17 protein-coding genes and 3 rRNA genes are annotated in these 15,848 nt (G+C 46.9%); 4 read left to right on the forward strand and 16 right to left on the reverse strand.

The window, feature by feature from the left end; all coding sequences use genetic code 11:
* Positions 1-243: 243 nt before the first annotated feature.
* Positions 244-1,152 (forward strand): aldo/keto reductase, encoded by a 909-nt coding sequence (locus PU629_RS15030; RefSeq protein ID WP_275280878.1) that lies wholly within the window; start codon positions 244-246, stop codon positions 1,150-1,152.
* A gap of 309 nt (positions 1,153-1,461) precedes the next feature.
* Here the strand turns inward: PU629_RS15030 and PU629_RS15035 are convergent, their stop codons facing one another.
* Positions 1,462-2,634, reverse strand: coding sequence for a thiolase family protein (locus PU629_RS15035; protein ID WP_275280879.1), 1,173 nt, complete (start codon positions 2,632-2,634; stop codon positions 1,462-1,464).
* Between the two features lie 175 nt (positions 2,635-2,809).
* Between PU629_RS15035 and PU629_RS15040 the strand changes: the two genes are divergently transcribed.
* Positions 2,810-3,730, forward strand: coding sequence for a hydroxymethylglutaryl-CoA lyase (locus tag PU629_RS15040; protein ID WP_275284445.1), 921 nt, complete (start codon positions 2,810-2,812; stop codon positions 3,728-3,730).
* Here the strand turns inward: PU629_RS15040 and PU629_RS15045 are convergent.
* Complete coding sequence (locus PU629_RS15045; protein ID WP_275280880.1) at positions 3,720-4,046, reverse strand: iron-sulfur cluster biosynthesis family protein; 327 nt, start codon at positions 4,044-4,046, stop codon at positions 3,720-3,722. The two genes, PU629_RS15040 and PU629_RS15045, sit on opposite strands and share 11 nt — an antisense overlap.
* 155 nt (positions 4,047-4,201) lie before the next feature.
* On the opposite strand from PU629_RS15045, the gene PU629_RS15050 reads away from it, so the two are divergent.
* Together PU629_RS15050 and PU629_RS15055 are read left to right on the forward strand one after the other, a co-directional pair.
* Positions 4,202-4,618 carry a hotdog fold thioesterase gene (locus PU629_RS15050; RefSeq protein WP_275284446.1) on the forward strand — a complete coding sequence of 139 codons (417 nt, stop codon included), beginning with the start codon at positions 4,202-4,204 and terminating at the stop codon, positions 4,616-4,618.
* A 496-nt stretch (positions 4,619-5,114) separates the two neighbouring features.
* Positions 5,115-6,254 carry a histidine kinase N-terminal domain-containing protein gene (locus tag PU629_RS15055; RefSeq protein WP_275280881.1) on the forward strand — a complete coding sequence of 380 codons (1,140 nt, stop codon included), beginning with the start codon at positions 5,115-5,117 and terminating at the stop codon, positions 6,252-6,254.
* Between the two features lie 1,077 nt (positions 6,255-7,331).
* Here PU629_RS15055 and rrf read toward each other — a convergent pair.
* The 14 genes from rrf to PU629_RS15115 all read right to left on the reverse strand — a co-directional run bounded on the left by rrf (position 7,332) and on the right by PU629_RS15115 (position 15,643).
* Positions 7,332-7,447 (reverse strand): 5S ribosomal RNA (gene rrf, locus PU629_RS15060).
* A 64-nt stretch (positions 7,448-7,511) separates the two neighbouring features.
* Positions 7,512-10,461 (reverse strand): 23S ribosomal RNA (locus PU629_RS15065).
* Positions 10,462-10,585: 124 nt separating this feature from the next.
* A 16S ribosomal RNA gene (locus tag PU629_RS15070) occupies positions 10,586-12,146 on the reverse strand.
* Together the 16S, 23S and 5S rRNA genes form the textbook arrangement of a ribosomal RNA operon.
* Positions 12,147-13,013: 867 nt before the next feature.
* A complete protein-coding gene (locus PU629_RS22630; RefSeq protein ID WP_481900438.1) occupies positions 13,014-13,226 on the reverse strand; it encodes an NUDIX hydrolase in 213 nt (70 codons plus the stop codon).
* 63 nt (positions 13,227-13,289) lie between these two features.
* Positions 13,290-13,394, reverse strand: coding sequence for an NUDIX hydrolase N-terminal domain-containing protein (locus tag PU629_RS22635; protein ID WP_481900439.1), 105 nt, complete (start codon positions 13,392-13,394; stop codon positions 13,290-13,292).
* A complete protein-coding gene (locus PU629_RS15075) occupies positions 13,366-13,623 on the reverse strand; it encodes a hypothetical protein (protein WP_275280882.1) in 258 nt (85 codons plus the stop codon). The genes PU629_RS22635 and PU629_RS15075 overlap by 29 nt, the downstream gene beginning before the upstream one ends.
* 259 nt (positions 13,624-13,882) lie before the next feature.
* Complete coding sequence (locus PU629_RS15080) at positions 13,883-14,020, reverse strand: hypothetical protein (RefSeq protein WP_275280883.1); 138 nt, start codon at positions 14,018-14,020, stop codon at positions 13,883-13,885.
* Between the two features lie 191 nt (positions 14,021-14,211).
* Positions 14,212-14,337 carry a hypothetical protein gene (locus PU629_RS15085; RefSeq protein WP_275280884.1) on the reverse strand — a complete coding sequence of 42 codons (126 nt, stop codon included), beginning with the start codon at positions 14,335-14,337 and terminating at the stop codon, positions 14,212-14,214.
* 134 nt (positions 14,338-14,471) lie between these two features.
* A complete protein-coding gene (locus PU629_RS15090; protein WP_275280885.1) occupies positions 14,472-14,669 on the reverse strand; it encodes a hypothetical protein in 198 nt (65 codons plus the stop codon).
* Between the two features lie 116 nt (positions 14,670-14,785).
* Entirely contained in the window at positions 14,786-14,911 is a 126-nt protein-coding gene (locus PU629_RS15095) for a hypothetical protein (RefSeq protein WP_275280886.1), read from the reverse strand.
* A 188-nt stretch (positions 14,912-15,099) separates the two neighbouring features.
* Positions 15,100-15,225, reverse strand: coding sequence for a hypothetical protein (locus PU629_RS15100; protein WP_275280888.1), 126 nt, complete (start codon positions 15,223-15,225; stop codon positions 15,100-15,102).
* Positions 15,226-15,237: 12 nt separating this feature from the next.
* Positions 15,238-15,417 carry a hypothetical protein gene (locus PU629_RS15105; protein WP_275280889.1) on the reverse strand — a complete coding sequence of 60 codons (180 nt, stop codon included), beginning with the start codon at positions 15,415-15,417 and terminating at the stop codon, positions 15,238-15,240.
* Positions 15,362-15,487, reverse strand: a complete 126-nt coding sequence (locus PU629_RS15110; protein ID WP_275280890.1) for a hypothetical protein — start codon at positions 15,485-15,487, stop codon at positions 15,362-15,364. Before PU629_RS15110 ends, PU629_RS15105 begins: the two co-directional genes overlap by 56 nt.
* A gap of 30 nt (positions 15,488-15,517) precedes the next feature.
* Positions 15,518-15,643: a hypothetical protein gene (locus PU629_RS15115; RefSeq protein ID WP_275280891.1), complete on the reverse strand. Its 126-nt coding sequence runs from the start codon at positions 15,641-15,643 to the stop codon at positions 15,518-15,520.
* Positions 15,644-15,848 lie beyond the last annotated feature (205 nt).

Raw genomic sequence — 15,848 nt, forward strand, 5'->3', positions numbered from 1 at the left:
CGGCAAAAGAACCTCAAGCCATGGGGTTCTTTTTTACATTAAGAAATAAAATTTTAGCCATGCAGAAAAGCGACGCAGAAAAAATTTTTAGAATCAAAGTATAAGTAAAACTAAGGCTTCCGTCATTAAGGACTTGGCGATAGGCCAAGTAAACCTAATGCCCAAATCACTTTTTTAGACTGCGCCTTTCCTGCTTATTATAATAGAAGAAGGTTAAACTACTTTTTTGAGGCGGGTGTTGGAATGAAGAAACATCAACTAGGGACATCAGATTTAGTTATCAGCGAAATTGGCTTCGGTACAATGTCCTTGCCACAGGATGAGAAAGAAGCGATTCGTCTCGTCCATGAGGCGATTGATCAAGGCATTAATTTCTTTGATACAGCCGATCTCTATGATCAAGGCCGGATTGAATCGGTCCTTGGAAAAGCCATTAAAGGAAAGCGAGACGATCTCGTCATTGCGACAAAGGTCGGAAATCACTGGGAGCAAGGAAAAGATGGCTGGTATTGGGATCCTTCTAAGGCGTACATAAAGGAAGCCGTCAAAGGCAGCTTACAGCGACTCGGGATCGACGCGATCGATCTCTATCAGCTTCATGGCGGCACACTCGATGATCCCATTGATGAAACAATTGAAGCTTTTGAAGAATTGAAGCAGGAAGGACTGATTCGCTACTACGGCATCAGTTCCATTCGGCCAAATGTCATTCGCGAATACGTCAAACGGTCAAACCTAGTCAGTGTCATGATGCAGTATAGCTTACTCGATCGCCGTCCTGAAGAAGCTGTTTTAGACTTATTGCACGAGCATCACATCTCGGTCATTGCACGTGGACCTGTCGCAAAGGGGCTGCTGTCTGAAAAAGGGTTAGACAAGATTCCGGCAAACGGCTATCTTTCCCATTCGCCAGATGAGCTCCAAAAAACGATCGAGCAACTGCTTGAACATGTGAAGCCTCGCGATTTGTCACAGGTTGCCTTGCGTTACGTCATCGACCATCCAGCTGTCGCAACAGCGATTCCAGGAGCTAGCCGTCTTTCCCAGCTGCTAGATAATGCAAAAGCCGCACAACTCGAGCCATTAAATCAAGCAGAGCGCGACTCCCTTCGTCAGCTCACCCCTGCTCTCTTTTATGATCAGCATAGATAATAATAAAACGCTTGTCTTCCTGAGGATGAAGACAAGCGTTTCTTTTTTTTGCAGATCAAAAGTTCGGCTGTTAGTTTAGCTTACCCATTTGGTTGGTTGTTGCTGTAACGGACACGGAGTCCATTAGAGGGGCAAAATTTAGGATATTGTCAATCTAATGGACACGGAGTCCGTTAGAAGGCCTAATCGGGGCGTTAATGAGCCAAAAGGTAGCTGTAACAGACTGGGTGTCCGTTACAGACCAGCCCCGCACACCTGCCCCGCCGCCTCACCTCGGCTTGCGGATTGATCTAATGGCTTTTTCTCAACTTAAAAAGCTTGGTTTTCAATGACCATCGCTATCCCTTGGCCGCCGCCAATACATAAGGAGGCGAGTCCATACCGCTTGCCTCTGTTGCGCAGCTCATAAGCCAGAGTCAGCAGCAGACGTGCCCCACTTGCCCCGACTGGGTGACCGAGAGCAATCGCCCCGCCGTTTACATTGGTCTTCTCTCGATCGAGCTCGAGCGCTTTTTCAACTGCCAAATATTGAGCGCTGAATGCCTCATTGATTTCCACAAGATCGATGTCTTTTATAGAGAGGCCTGCACGTTTGAGCGCCATTTGGCTGGACGGTACAGGACCAATCCCCATTTTCGTTGGGTCGACACCGGCCATCCCCCAAGACACGATTTTTGCTAAAGGTTTTAGGTTGCGTTTCTCTATGAATTCATTGTTAGAAATGACTAATGCGGCTGCTCCGTCATTTATTCCGCTTGCGTTTCCTGCTGTGACCGTCCCCTCTTTTAAAAAACTTGGCTTAAGCCCTGAAAGTGTATGGACAGACGTTCCTTCACGAATGTGCTCATCTTGCTCGACTAAACCTTTTTTGGTTGGAACCGCAACTATTTCTTCCCGAAAGCGCCCATTTGACCGAGCTTTGGCTGCACGTTCATGACTAAGAGCGGCGTATTCATCCTGCTCCTCCCTCGAGATAGCATAGTCCTTCGCCAAATTTTCTGCTGTGATGCCCATCCCACAGCCAGCATGATCATCCGTTAAGGTACTTAACAGCATGTCTTCATAGACAACAGACCCGAACTTGGCCCCGTTTCCCCTAATCGTAAAATTACTATAGGGGCTTTGAGACATGTTTTCTGCCCCTCCCACCAAGGCTGCCTCGGATTCGTTTAATAAAATACCTTGAGCAGCCGAGACGACAGCTTGCAAGCCCGATCCGCATAAACGGTTGACGGTTAAGGCTGAAGCGATCTCAGGCACACCGCTTTTCAGGCCAATATGACGTGCCAAATAAGCCGCATTTCGATCTGAATGAATGACATTTCCAAAAACCACTTGATCGATCGCCTCTGCTTCGACGGCTGCACGCTCCAGCGCTGCTTTCGATGCCGCGACGCCTAATGTTACGGCACTTTCATTTCGAAGGGACTTCCCCATGCTTCCAAAAGGTGTCCGTGCCCCTTCTAATAAATAGATTGACATCTTTTAGCCTCCTTCATCCCACTTCCAGACTCCTTTTAAAACGCTTACAATAACTATATCATAACTGTGCCAACTGCAATCAAATAAAAAAAAGAACAGGATACTTTACGTCATCTTACCTTGCCATGTAAAATAAACATAAGGTCTTGTAAGCGTTACCAACGAAAAAGGAGGGATCGACTTGTCACTCCCTGAAAAAGTCACTCTGATTGAAGTTGGCCCGAGAGATGGGCTGCAAAATGAAACCAATCTGATTCCAACCGATGTCAAAATCACTTTTATAAGAGCGCTCATGAAAGCCCACATTCAGGAAATGGAGTTAACCTCCTTTGTCTCCCCAAAATGGGTTCCGCAAATGAGTGATGCTGAAGCGATTTTGGAGGCATGCTTAGATTCCTCGATGATCCGTCAGTTTGTTTTGGCCCCCAATCAGAAGGGCCTGGAACGCTTTTATGCGTCTCATGCACGAGAGGTTGCGGTGTTCGTTGGCGTCAGCAATTCGTTTAACAAAAAAAACATTAATAAGTCAACAGATGAAAGCTTGAATGAACTTAAACCACTCATAAAAGAGCTAAAAGATAACGGAAAATTTGTCCGCGCCTGCATTTCGACCGCTTTTTATTGTCCCTACGAGGGGAAAATCCAGCCTGAAGCGGTTTATCAGCTATGCGAAACATTTGCGGGCTATGAAGTGGATGAATTGAGTGTCGCGGATACCATTGGCATGGCCAATCCAAAAGATGTATACGAAGTTTTTAGTGAGCTCAAGACGAGACTGAGTGACAGCGTCTTAATCACGGGGCATTTTCATAACACGAGAGGAACCGCCTTAGCCAATATTTACGCGAGTTTAGAAGCGGGCATCACACGCTTTGATTCATCTGCCGGAGGACTTGGAGGATGCCCCTTTGCACCAGGCGCAAGCGGCAATGTGGCGACTGAGGATGTTCTCTTCATGCTTGAAGAGATGGGGATTGAAACAGGAATTGATCGTCAAAGGCTCCTCGAAGCAGTCGATCTCGTGAAGCCTTCCATCACGAGACCGCTGGACAGTAAGCAGTATCAACTTTACCGAAAAGAATCCTCTAGCCGTTAATCGGAATCACGCGCATCCTCGGATTGATCATTCGCTGGTGGCTTTTAAGCTGAAAAGTTTTATAATGAGGAGAGTAATCGACGGTTAAGTGCTCATTATAATAGACTTGGAAAGCACTTGGGATATAAGTGGGGTAGTGACTGCTGTTGATTGCCTGATCTCCTTCTGTCGGAGAAGCAATCTGCTTCAAATGGATGACCCCGTCATTCACACACCCGCAGCCTTCTGTGTCATAGTCTAAGCGAATCAAGAGGTCAGACTGATCAAAATCACGTTCTAAGACCTCACAGGCGAGATCCGTATAGGTGATATCCATGATGATCTTCCTTTCAAAGTACGTATTCTGTTCCATTATTATAGCACGAGGGCATCTTTACTTACTCTTAAAAGACCTTAGCATTCTTTCAAAAAGGAGAACAACTCATGACCGAATCCATCCGCGTTTCCCATGAGGTGCTTGAGCATTTCCATATGGACCAAGACACCTTTCTTAACTTTTTGGCAAAGCTCTCTAAAAATACGCTGCTTGAAACACTTAATATGACGTATACCGAAATCGCGAGTGACCGTTTAGTGATAACGATGCCGGTTAATTCGACGGTTCATCAACCGATGGGACTTCTTCACGGCGGCGCCTCAGTCGCTTTAGCTGAAACAACTGCTTCAATGGCAACCATGCTTAATATTAACCCAGAAACCCACAACTGTGTGGGACTTGAGATCAATGCCAACCATCTTAAAAGCAAAAGAGACGGCCTTTTAACGGCGACAGCTACCCCTTTACATAGAGGGCGTAAAACGATGGTTTGGGAGATCAAATTGACAGACGAAGACAACCGGCTCATTTGTATCTCAAGATGTACGATGGCCGTCATTGAACGGCAGTAAAGAAATCGCTTAGTTGAATGTCGCTTTCCGCAGAAGACTTTGATGTAACTTTGAAGAACATGACAAATAGAGGGCGTCGTCAGGTTATAATGGCGAAAGTTTAGTTACTCTTATACCTCCACCCTTAATCGCATCAACAAATTTTCCCTGACCACTAAATAAGAACGTTAAGATCGACTTAGTGTCGGTCTTTTATTTTGCCTTTTCTAAACTAAAATCTCAAGCGCCGTCGCAAGCTTCCTGGAAAGAAGGCAGCAAAGAGACTTTTTTCTAACAGTCCTGTTAAGCCTATTTTGCAAATCCAAGAATTTCTTTCAATTAGCCAAATTTTTGAAGCATTCCTTACTAAATCTCTCCCCTATTGTTGTTCTCATTTTCGTAAAATAATACATTTACTAAAAAATACTAAATGACTATTTTTATAATAATAGTATAATTCAGCTATAGGGGTAAGGAATTCTACATAATAGTTATCATAAATAGAAAGAGGGCTGTTATGGAAACAAATATAAGAGAAGAAAATGTTTACAAAGCTTTAAGTGACTTTCTCGAAACAAATAAAAAGAAATTCTTAGCTTTATGGGAGGAACAACTCATTCTTAATCCTGAAGATAAAAAGGATTTAGTAAGAGAAAACGGGTATTTGATGTATGAATTTACTATTCATTCCATGATTAATGAAGGCAAAGAGAGCGAACTAAAATTATTGGCAGAAAAAGTAGCAAAAGAACGCTGTGAAGCCAATATTAACATTGGCGATTTTGTTTATAATGTGAATCTTGGAAGAAGCATCATCATTAAGTGCATTAACCACTCCGGTTTTAAGTCAGAAGTGTTACAGCAAATCATTGATAGGATCAATAAACAATTTGATTTATTCTGCTACTACGCGGTCTCAAGGTATACAAAATTATTAGACAAAAAGATCAATGAAAAGAACTTATTCATTACTCAAACCCATAAAGACCGATTAACCATTCTTGGCCAAATGTCTTCTAGCTTTGTTCATGAATTTCGAAACCCGCTTACATCCGTTATGGGATTTATTAAACTGCTTCAAAATGACTATCCGGATTTGCCTTATTTAGACATTGTCAATAAAGAGCTTGAACAACTCAAATTCAGAATTACTCAATTCCTTCACACATCCAAGCTGTACCCTACCGCTGAAACCAAAAATGAGGAGATCTCAGTCAAACAAATTTTAGAAGAAGTCCTTGATTTTTTATACCCGAGTATTGCCGATTGTAATATCGAGGTAAACTCCACTATCGAAGGAGAAACAATCGTTAACGGAGATCCCAATGAACTAAAGCAAGTTTTTCAAAATTTATTAATGAACGCCATTGATGCCGTAAGTGAAGTCGAAATACATAGACAAATCAACATACATACTGAAGTGATTCATAGTCAGGTCGTCATTTCCTTCTCAAATAATGGTCCCGTTCTAGATGCGGATGCTATCCATCTCATTTTCGAGCCTTTCTATACAACCAAGAAACTAGGAACGGGTATCGGATTATTTGTCTGTAAAAACATTATCGAAAAACATAACGGTAAAATTACCTGTTTTGTCACCGAAGACTTGACCACATTTCAAACGGTGTTGCCGATCATCTCGAATTCGGAAATCTAGTTTAAGTGCTACTTGGCAAACGCCATGCTGGACTTTCGAGCCTGCTGCTTAGATTCCCTCGTGAAGGACTTCTAAGAATCTTCATCGTGCCGGATTGCGAAAAATCTTCATCTTTTGAAAATGGATTTTACGCTCGAACAATTTCCATATAACGGATGTTGTACATAGGTAATTCCCCATATATTAGATTTTAGGCATAAGTCGATTACTATACCTAGTTTGTTGTCCCGAATTGCTGTAACGGACATATATTCCGTTACAGCCTCCATTTTGATGCTTTTTAAATTGTAACGGACACTCAGTCCGTTACAGACACATTTTGCCTCTTTCATGGGGCGATTTTGCCCTCTAATGGACTCAGTGTCCGTTAGATTTCCAAGTACCCCATTTTTGCCCTTCTAACGAACTCAATGTCCGTTAGAAACACAGCACTACTCTATAAACGAAAAAAGGAGAACTGCTTAATCGCAATTCTCCTTTTTTCGGTTGCCCAGCGGCATTCTATTCTTGCAAATCTGCTTCTTGGAATACTTCGTGGTCCCCTTCTTGGTTGACACCATGTTGATTTGCGCATGACCTCATTCCCTCAAGCCAAAGTTTAGGCGCAGGGGCCCGGCCACTATCAATAATTAATGATCCTATGTAAAAAAGGAATCGTCATTTAAACGATTCCTTTATCGATTGCCCGGCGACGTTCTACTCTTGCCAATCTACTCGCTTGGAATACTTCGTGGCACCCCTTCTTCGATTGAAACCTTGTTGATTTGCGCATGACCTCATTCTTTTAAACCAAGGTTAGGCGCAGGGGCACAGCCACTTTCAATAATTAATGATCCAATGTAAAAAAGGAACCGTCATTTAAACGATTCCTTTATCGATTGCCCGGCGGCGTTCTACTCTTGCCACTCTACTCGCTTGGAATACTTCGTGGGTCCCCTTCTTCGATTGACACCTTGTTGATTTGCGCATGACCTCATTCTTTTAATCCAAGGTTAGGCGCAGGGGCCCGGCCACTATCAGTAATTAATGATCTTATGTAAAAAAGGAATCGTCATTTAAACGATTCCTTTATCGATTGCCCGGCGGCGTTCTACTCTTGCAGGGGGAAGCCCCCAACTACCATCGACGCTGAAGAGCTTAACGGCCGTGTTCGGGATGGGAACGGGTGTGACCTCTTCGCCATAACCACCGGACAAAGTATTCAATTGAAGGATCGTACCTTCAAAACTAGATAGGAAGTCAAACAAACACTAATTTAAGGTTAAGCCCTCGATCGATTAGTATCCGTCAGCTCCATGCGTTGCCGCACTTCCACCTCGGACCTATCTACCTCATCATCTCTAAGGGATCTTACTGACTTAAAGTCATGGGAAATCTCATCTTGAGGGGGGCTTCATGCTTAGATGCTTTCAGCACTTATCCCGTCCACACATAGCTACCCAGCGGTGCTCCTGGCGGAACAACTGGGACACCAGCGGTGTGTCCATCCCGGTCCTCTCGTACTAAGGACAGCTCCTCTCAAATTTCCAACGCCCGCGACGGATAGGGACCGAACTGTCTCACGACGTTCTGAACCCAGCTCGCGTACCGCTTTAATGGGCGAACAGCCCAACCCTTGGGACCCACTTCAGCCCCAGGATGCGATGAGCCGACATCGAGGTGCCAAACCTCCCCGTCGATGTGGACTCTTGGGGGAGATAAGCCTGTTATCCCCAGGGTAGCTTTTATCCGTTGAGCGATGGCCCTTCCATGCGGCGCCACCGGATCACTAAGCCCGACTTTCGTCCCTGCTCGACTTGTAGGTCTCGCAGTCAAGCTCCCTTGTGCCTTTACACTCTGCGAATGATTTCCAACCATTCTGAGGGAACCTTTGGGCGCCTCCGTTACTCTTTAGGAGGCGACCGCCCCAGTCAAACTGCCCACCTGACACTGTCTCCGAACCGGATTACGGTCCCGGGTTAGAATGTCCATACCGAAAGGGTAGTATTCCACCGACGCCTCCACCGAACCTGGCGGTCCGGCTTCAAAGGCTCCTACCTATCCTATACAATCGATACAGACATCCAATATCAAGCTGCAGTAAAGCTCCATGGGGTCTTTCCGTCCTGTCGCGGGTAACCTGCATCTTCACAGGTACTATAATTTCACCGGGTCTCTCGTTGAGACAGTATCCAAGTCGTTGCACCTTTCGTGCGGGTCGGAACTTACCCGACAAGGAATTTCGCTACCTTAGGACCGTTATAGTTACGGCCGCCGTTTACTGGGGCTTCAATTCAGAGCTTCTCCTAAAAGGATAACCCCTCCTCTTAACCTTCCAGCACCGGGCAGGTGTCAGCCCCTATACATCACCTTTCGGTTTAGCAGAGACCTGTGTTTTTGCTAAACAGTCGCTTGGATCTTTTCACTGCGGCTCAGCAGGGCTATTCACCCCGCCAAGCACCCCTTCTCCCGAAGTTACGGGGTCATTTTGCCGAGTTCCTTAACGAGAGTTCTCCCGAGCGTCTTAGGATTCTCTCCTCGCCTACCTGTGTCGGTTTGGGGTACGGGCACCTTGAGACTCGCTAGAGGCTTTTCTTGGCAGTGTAAGCACGGGCACTTCGGTACTAAAATTCCCTCCCCATCACAGCTCAGCCTTACGAAGGCGGGATTTGCCTCACCTTCAGCCTTACTGCTTGGACGCGCATAACCAACAGCGCGCTTGCCTTGCCTTCCTGCGTCCCCCCATTGCTCAAACGTCTACTGGTGGTACAGGAATATCAACCTGTTGTCCATCGCCTACGCCTTCCGGCCTCGGCTTAGGTCCCGACTAACCCTGAGCGGACGAACCTTCCTCAGGAACCCTTAGGCTTTCGACGGAGGGGATTCTCACCCCTCTTTTCGTTACTCATACCGGCATTCTCACTTCTAAGCGCTCCAGCAAACCTTCCAGTTTACCTTCTCTGCCCTTAGAACGCTCCCCTACCATCCCATTGGGATCCATAGCTTCGGTGATACGTTTAGCCCCGTTACATTTTCGGCGCAGCGCCACTCGACCAGTGAGCTATTACGCACTCTTTAAATGGTGGCTGCTTCTAAGCCAACATCCTGGTTGTCTGGGCAACGCCACATCCTTTGCCACTTAACGTATACTTGGGGACCTTAGCTGATGGTCTGGGCTGTTTCCCTCTCGACGACGGATCTTATCACTCGCCGTCTGACTCCCGAGGATGAGTCCTTGGCATTCGGAGTTTGACTGAACTCGGTAACCCTGTGGGGGCCCCTCACTCAATCAGTGCTCTACCTCCAAGTCTCTTCCCTCGAGGCTAGCCCTAAAGCTATTTCGGGGAGAACCAGCTATCTCCGAGTTCGATTGGCATTTCACCCCTACCCACACCTCATCCCCGCACTTTTCAACGTGCGTGGGTTCGGGCCTCCATTCAGTGTTACCTGAACTTCACCCTGGACATGGGTAGATCACACGGTTTCGGGTCTACAACCTTAAACTATCGCCCTATTCAGACTCGCTTTCGCTCTGGCTCCGTCTCTTCAACTTAACCTTGCTTAAGATCGTAACTCGCCGGTCCATTCTACAAAAGGTACGCCGTCATCCCCCCGGGTCCCCGCAAAAGCCTGCTTTTGTGGGTGGGGAGGACTTCGACTACTTGTAAGCACACGGTTTCAGGATCTCTTTCACTCCCCTTCCGGGGTGCTTTTCACCTTTCCCTCACGGTACTGGTTCACTATCGGTCACTAGGGAGTATTTAGCCTTGGGAGATGGTCCTCCCGGATTCCGACGGGGTTTCACGTGTCCCGCCGTACTCAGGATCCACTCAGGTTGGGGGTCTGTTTCGACTACAGGGCTGTTACCTTCTCTGGCCGGCCTTTCCAAACCGGTTCGTCTACAGCTCCCCTTCCGGGATGAGTGTCCTACAACCCCAAGAGGCAAGCCTCTTGGTTTGGGCTGTTCCCGTTTCGCTCGCCACTACTAAGGGAATCGCATTTGCTTTCTCTTCCTCTGGGTACTTAGATGTTTCAGTTCCCCAGGTCTGCCTTCCATACCCTATGTATTCAGGTAAGGATACTGCCCGTTCAGGGCAGTGGGTTTCCCCATTCGGAAATCTCCGGATCAAAGCCTACTTACAGCTCCCCGAAGCATATCGGTGTTCGTTCCGTCCTTCATCGGCTCCTAGTGCCAAGGCATCCACCGTGCGCTCTTATTCGCTTAACCTTGTTACAATTGATGTCTTGTTTGCACTTCATTATCCAGTTTTCAAGGGACGATTTCGAGTGTTCACACACTCAAAACCAAACAAATAACCAAAAGCACCTAACGCTAAGAATCGTTTCCTTAGAAAGGAGGTGATCCAGCCGCACCTTCCGATACGGCTACCTTGTTACGACTTCACCCCAATCATCTGTCCCACCTTCGGCGGCTGGTTCCTTACGGTTACCTCACCGACTTCGGGTGTTACAAACTCTCGTGGTGTGACGGGCGGTGTGTACAAGGCCCGGGAACGTATTCACCGCGGCATGCTGATCCGCGATTACTAGCAATTCCGGCTTCATGCAGGCGAGTTGCAGCCTGCAATCCGAACTGAGAGTGGCTTTATGGGATTCGCTCGACCTCGCGGTTTCGCTGCCCTTTGTACCACCCATTGTAGCACGTGTGTAGCCCAGGTCATAAGGGGCATGATGATTTGACGTCATCCCCACCTTCCTCCGGTTTGTCACCGGCAGTCACCTTAGAGTGCCCAACTGAATGCTGGCAACTAAGATCAAGGGTTGCGCTCGTTGCGGGACTTAACCCAACATCTCACGACACGAGCTGACGACAACCATGCACCACCTGTCACTCTGTCCCCCGAAGGGGAAAGCCCTATCTCTAGGGTGGTCAGAGGATGTCAAGACCTGGTAAGGTTCTTCGCGTTGCTTCGAATTAAACCACATGCTCCACTGCTTGTGCGGGCCCCCGTCAATTCCTTTGAGTTTCAGCCTTGCGGCCGTACTCCCCAGGCGGAGTGCTTAATGTGTTAACGTCAGCACTGAAGGGTGGCCCCTCCAACACCTAGCACTCATCGTTTACGGCGTGGACTACCAGGGTATCTAATCCTGTTTGCTCCCCACGCTTTCGCGCCTCAGCGTCAGTTACAGACCAGAGAGCCGCTTTCGCCACTGGTGTTCCTCCACATCTCTACGCATTTCACCGCTACACGTGGAATTCCACTCTCCTCTTCTGCACTCAAGCTCCCCAGTTTCCAATGACCCTCCACGGTTGAGCCGTGGGCTTTCACATCAGACTTAAGAAGCCGCCTGCGCGCGCTTTACGCCCAATAATTCCGGACAACGCTTGCCCCCTACGTATTACCGCGGCTGCTGGCACGTAGTTAGCCGGGGCTTTCTGGTCAGATACCGTCAAGGTGATAGCATTTCCTCTATCACTTGTTCTTCTCTGACAACAGAGCTTTACGATCCGAAGACCTTCATCGCTCACGCGGCGTTGCTCGGTCAGACTTTCGTCCATTGCCGAAGATTCCCTACTGCTGCCTCCCGTAGGAGTCTGGGCCGTGTCTCAGTCCCAGTGTGGCCGATCACCCTCTCAGGTCGGCTACGCATCGTCGCCTTGGTAGGCTATTACCCCACCAACTAGCTAATGCGCCGCGGGCCCATCTGTAAGTGATGGCAGAACCATCTTTTACATTGACACCATGCAGTGTCAACGATTATCCGGTATTAGCTCCGGTTTCCCGAAGTTATCCCAGTCTTACAGGCAGGTTGCCCACGTGTTACTCACCCGTCCGCCGCTCGATCCACAACCATCACCCCGAAGGGATCTGGAAGTTTCACGCGCTCGACTTGCATGTATTAGGCACGCCGCCAGCGTTCGTCCTGAGCCAGGATCAAACTCTCAAAAAAAGTGCAGTTAAAGCACTGCTGGCTTTTGCCGAGGACAGATCTCTTCTGAAAAGAGGCCTGTCCCCCTTTAAAAAACTATGTTCGTTTGATTCCTAGCGTTAAACTCAAAGTATAACTTTGACTGGCGCTTTTGGTTTTTGTTTAGTTTTCAATGTACGAAACAATCTATTAATCTTTCACTATCAATCGCCGTCTCTCAAAAGCGACTTTATTATCTTATCACACCAACAAGATGAAGTCAACAAGTTTTTTCTTCGTTAAAATCATCCGTCAGAAGCGACGCTTATTAATATATCATCTTAAACGAGTTACGTCAACAACTTTATTTCTAAATAATTCATGTTCACTCTATAATAGCTTATACCTTCCTATACATTTAGTAATTCAGTTCTATCAATATTGGGACAAACGCACTAGGCTTCTCAGCCGAACTTGTCTTGCTAATTCCATGGCTAAGGCTATCATTCTCGGGTCTATGCAAAACTAAAGGATAATGCACCTATATTTTTAGGGAATTTAGACAAGCCAACACGGAGAATGTCATCGGGGTAAATTCATGACGTGCTTCAAGCAAAAGGCTCCTTGCGACTAAAAGCATACGCTCTGTAGTTGGCTTCCTCAAGCACTAGCCAACACGAAAAATTTCACCGAAGTAAATTCATGAGGGTACTTCAAGAAAGAGGTTTGTTCGTCACCATCTTAGTTTTATGTAAACTCAATCGGTTATTTACTTTTACCTCTTAATTAGGAAATTAAATAGAAGATGAATTTGGATCTCTAGAACAGGCTTATTGGAAAGCTCGGGCAAATCATTCTCGTCAAAAAAGGCAACATCCGCTGTTTCGACCCCCTTTTCAGCCTGTCCCCCTACAATTTCACAATGAATAAACAATTTATAATAATGAAAAGGATGGGAGGATGAGGATGTCTATTATAATCCCAAACCGCAAGAAACTTTGTTGTAATGACATCAAATCCAGCTTCTTCTTTTATTTCTTTAATAATATTTTCCCATGGAGATATGCCAATATCACAAAATCCTCCCAGAAGTAACCGTAGATTATCTAATTTTTTTACCATTAAAAGCTTTTGATCCTCGAAGACGGCTCCTCGGATATCAACCTTTGGGGTTAATACCCCATTTCAGTTGTAAATAAATTTGGTATATTCGTTTAAAATCTCCATGCTCATTTCACGAAGTTGTCCGAAGCGGTCACGATCAAAAGGGTCTTTCGTAATCAGATACATTTACACCAGCTATGTTCACCAATGCAACAACCGATAGACCCAAATCAGGAAAAACAAGAAAATCAGAGGAAACTCCTTTAATTCCTCCACTGTGGGCAATGATGGTGTATCCATGATGCTTCTCAACATGAACCCCGTAGTCATAGCCGTATCCGGTAGGCAAGGATCGTTTGAGCTGCACTTGCTTGCTTTGCCCTCTCAGTACTTGAAAATCATCGCAACATTCCACCTCACCTGTTCATCTTGACACTTGACCCATTCCTCTGTTCGGGGTAATAGCTGATGAGTGCACTTCCAATGGCAAATGGCCCTAAGTTATTGCTGACATAACGAGAACGATCTTCTAGTATTGGCTCAAAAATATCTAAAAAGGCTCTATCCACTGGGGATTTTGTGTCTTTCCCGCATACATGATCGCTAAAACAGCAGCTCGGCGGATATTTTTATTTGGATCAATTGACCATATTTTAATAATAGGCAAACAATCATCAAAAAAATCGTTCAAGGATTACTCCGCAGGCACTTGCCACCCATTCGCGAACTTCCCAATTAGAACTGTTAGCTAGCTTGTCCAAGGTCAGATTGACACAATCTTGATCGCGTGAAAAATAATCAGTCAAGGCCATGGCGCCAATCTCCTATGCAGTTGGATTCTCAACATCACACCCCTTGATGAACGCCCTTTCGACTGTCTCATCCACTCATTTTGGCGTTCATCCCCTTGATGAAAGCCCCTCTTGACTGCTCTCAACCCTATTTTGGCGTTCATACCCTCGATGAACGCCTTTCCGGCTGCCTCATCCACTCATTTTGGCGTTCATACCCTTGATGAACGCCTTTCCGGCTGCCCCACTCCCTCTTTTTGGCGTTCATACCCTTGATGAACGCCTTTCCAGCTGCCCCACTCCCTCTTTTTGGCGTTCATACCCTCGATGAACGCCATTCTTGCCTGCTCTCAACCCTATTTTGGCGTTCATCCCCTTGATGAAAGCCTTTCCAGCTGCCCCACTCCCTCTTTTTGGCGTTCATACCCTCGATGAACGCCCCTCTTGCCTGCTCTCAGACCTCTTTTGGCGTTCATACCCTTGATGAACGCCCTTTCGACTGTCTCATCCACTCATTTTGGCGTTCATACCCTTGATGAACGCCATTCTTGCCTGCTCTCAGACCTCTTTTGGCGTTCATATACCCTTGATGAACGCCATTCCGGCTGGCCCACTCCCTCTTTTTGGCGTTCATCCCCTTGATGAACGCCTTTCCGGCTGTCTCATCCACTCATTTTGGCGTTCATCCCCTTGATGAACGCCCCTCTTGACTGCTCTCAGACCTCTTTTGGCGTTCATACCCTTGATGAACGCCCTTTCGACTGTCTCATCCACTCATTTTGGCGTTCATACCCTTGATGAACGCCATTCTTGCCTGCTCTCAACCCTATTTTGGCGTTCATACCCTTGATGAACGCCCTTCCAGCTGCCCCACTCCCTCTTTTTGGCGTTCATCCCGTCGATAAACGCCATTCTTGCCTGCTCTCAACCCTCTTTTTGGCGTTCATACCCTTGATGAACGCCATTCTTACCTACTCTCAACCCTATTTTGGCGTTCATACCCTCGATGAAACGCCCTTTCGGCTGCCTCATCCACTCATTTTGGCGTTCATCCCTTTGATGAACGCCTTTCCGGCTGCCTCATCCACTCATTTTGGCGTTCATCCCTTTGATGAACGCCCTTTCGGCTGCCTCATCCACTCATTTTGGCGTTCATCCCCTTGATGAACGCCTTTCCGGCTGCCCCACTCCCTCTTTTTGGCGTTCATCCCGTCGATAAACGCCATTCTTGCCTGCTCTCAACCCTCTTTTTGGCGTTCATACCCTTGATGAACGCCATTCTTACCTACTCTCAACCCTATTTTGGCGTTCATACCCTCGATGAAACGCCCTTTCGGCTGCCTCATCCACTCATTTTGGCGTTCATCCCCTTGATGAACGCCTTTCCAGCTGCCCCACTCCCTCTTTTTGGCGTTCATCCCCTTGATGAACGCCCTTCTTGCCTGCTCTCAACCCTATTTTGGCGTTCATCCCCTTGATGAACGCCATTCCAGCTGCCCCACTCCCTCTTTTTGGCGTTCATCCCCTTGATGAACGCCTTTCCGGCTGTCTCATCCACTCATTTTGGCGTTCATCCCCTTGATGAACGCCCCTCTTGACTGCTCTCAACCCTATTTTGGCGTTCATACCCTTGATGAACGCCATTTCGGCTGCCTCATCCACTCATTTTGGCGTTCATCCCCCTTGATGAACGCCATTCTTATCTACTCTCAACCCTATTTTGGCGTTCATACCCTCGATGAACGCCCTTTCGGCTGCCTCATCCACTCATTTTGGCGTTCATCCCCTTGATGAACGCCTTTCCAGCTGCCCCACTCCCTCTTTTTGGCGTTCATACCCTCGATGAACG

It is taken from the genome of Pullulanibacillus sp. KACC 23026 (assembly GCF_029094525.1).
Lineage (GTDB): Bacteria > Bacillota > Bacilli > Bacillales > Sporolactobacillaceae > KACC-23026.

What these genes read in the sequence shown, in the direction of transcription:
- PU629_RS15030 (WP_275280878.1), top strand. Translation starts at nt 244, where the DNA reads ATGAAGAAACATCAACTAGGGACATCAGATTTAGTTATCAGCGAAATT.
- PU629_RS15035 (WP_275280879.1), bottom strand. Translation starts at nt 2,634, where the DNA reads ATGTCAATCTATTTATTAGAAGGGGCACGGACACCTTTTGGAAGCATG.
- PU629_RS15045 (WP_275280880.1), bottom strand. Translation starts at nt 4,046, where the DNA reads ATGGATATCACCTATACGGATCTCGCCTGTGAGGTCTTAGAACGTGAT.
- PU629_RS15050 (WP_275284446.1), top strand. Translation starts at nt 4,202, where the DNA reads ATGGACCAAGACACCTTTCTTAACTTTTTGGCAAAGCTCTCTAAAAAT.
- PU629_RS15055 (WP_275280881.1), top strand. Translation starts at nt 5,115, where the DNA reads ATGGAAACAAATATAAGAGAAGAAAATGTTTACAAAGCTTTAAGTGAC.
- PU629_RS22630 (WP_481900438.1), bottom strand. Translation starts at nt 13,226, where the DNA reads ATGGTAAAAAAATTAGATAATCTACGGTTACTTCTGGGAGGATTTTGT.
- PU629_RS22635 (WP_481900439.1), bottom strand. Translation starts at nt 13,394, where the DNA reads ATGTATCTGATTACGAAAGACCCTTTTGATCGTGACCGCTTCGGACAA.
- PU629_RS15080 (WP_275280883.1), bottom strand. Translation starts at nt 14,020, where the DNA reads ATGGCCTTGACTGATTATTTTTCACGCGATCAAGATTGTGTCAATCTG.
- PU629_RS15085 (WP_275280884.1), bottom strand. Translation starts at nt 14,337, where the DNA reads ATGGCGTTCATCGAGGGTATGAACGCCAAAAAGAGGGAGTGGGGCAGC.
- PU629_RS15095 (WP_275280886.1), bottom strand. Translation starts at nt 14,911, where the DNA reads ATGGCGTTTATCGACGGGATGAACGCCAAAAAGAGGGAGTGGGGCAGC.
- PU629_RS15100 (WP_275280888.1), bottom strand. Translation starts at nt 15,225, where the DNA reads ATGGCGTTTATCGACGGGATGAACGCCAAAAAGAGGGAGTGGGGCAGC.
- PU629_RS15105 (WP_275280889.1), bottom strand. Translation starts at nt 15,417, where the DNA reads ATGAACGCCAAAAAGAGGGAGTGGGGCAGCTGGAAAGGCGTTCATCAA.
- PU629_RS15110 (WP_275280890.1), bottom strand. Translation starts at nt 15,487, where the DNA reads ATGGCGTTCATCAAGGGGATGAACGCCAAAATAGGGTTGAGAGCAGGC.
- PU629_RS15115 (WP_275280891.1), bottom strand. Translation starts at nt 15,643, where the DNA reads ATGGCGTTCATCAAGGGTATGAACGCCAAAATAGGGTTGAGAGCAGTC.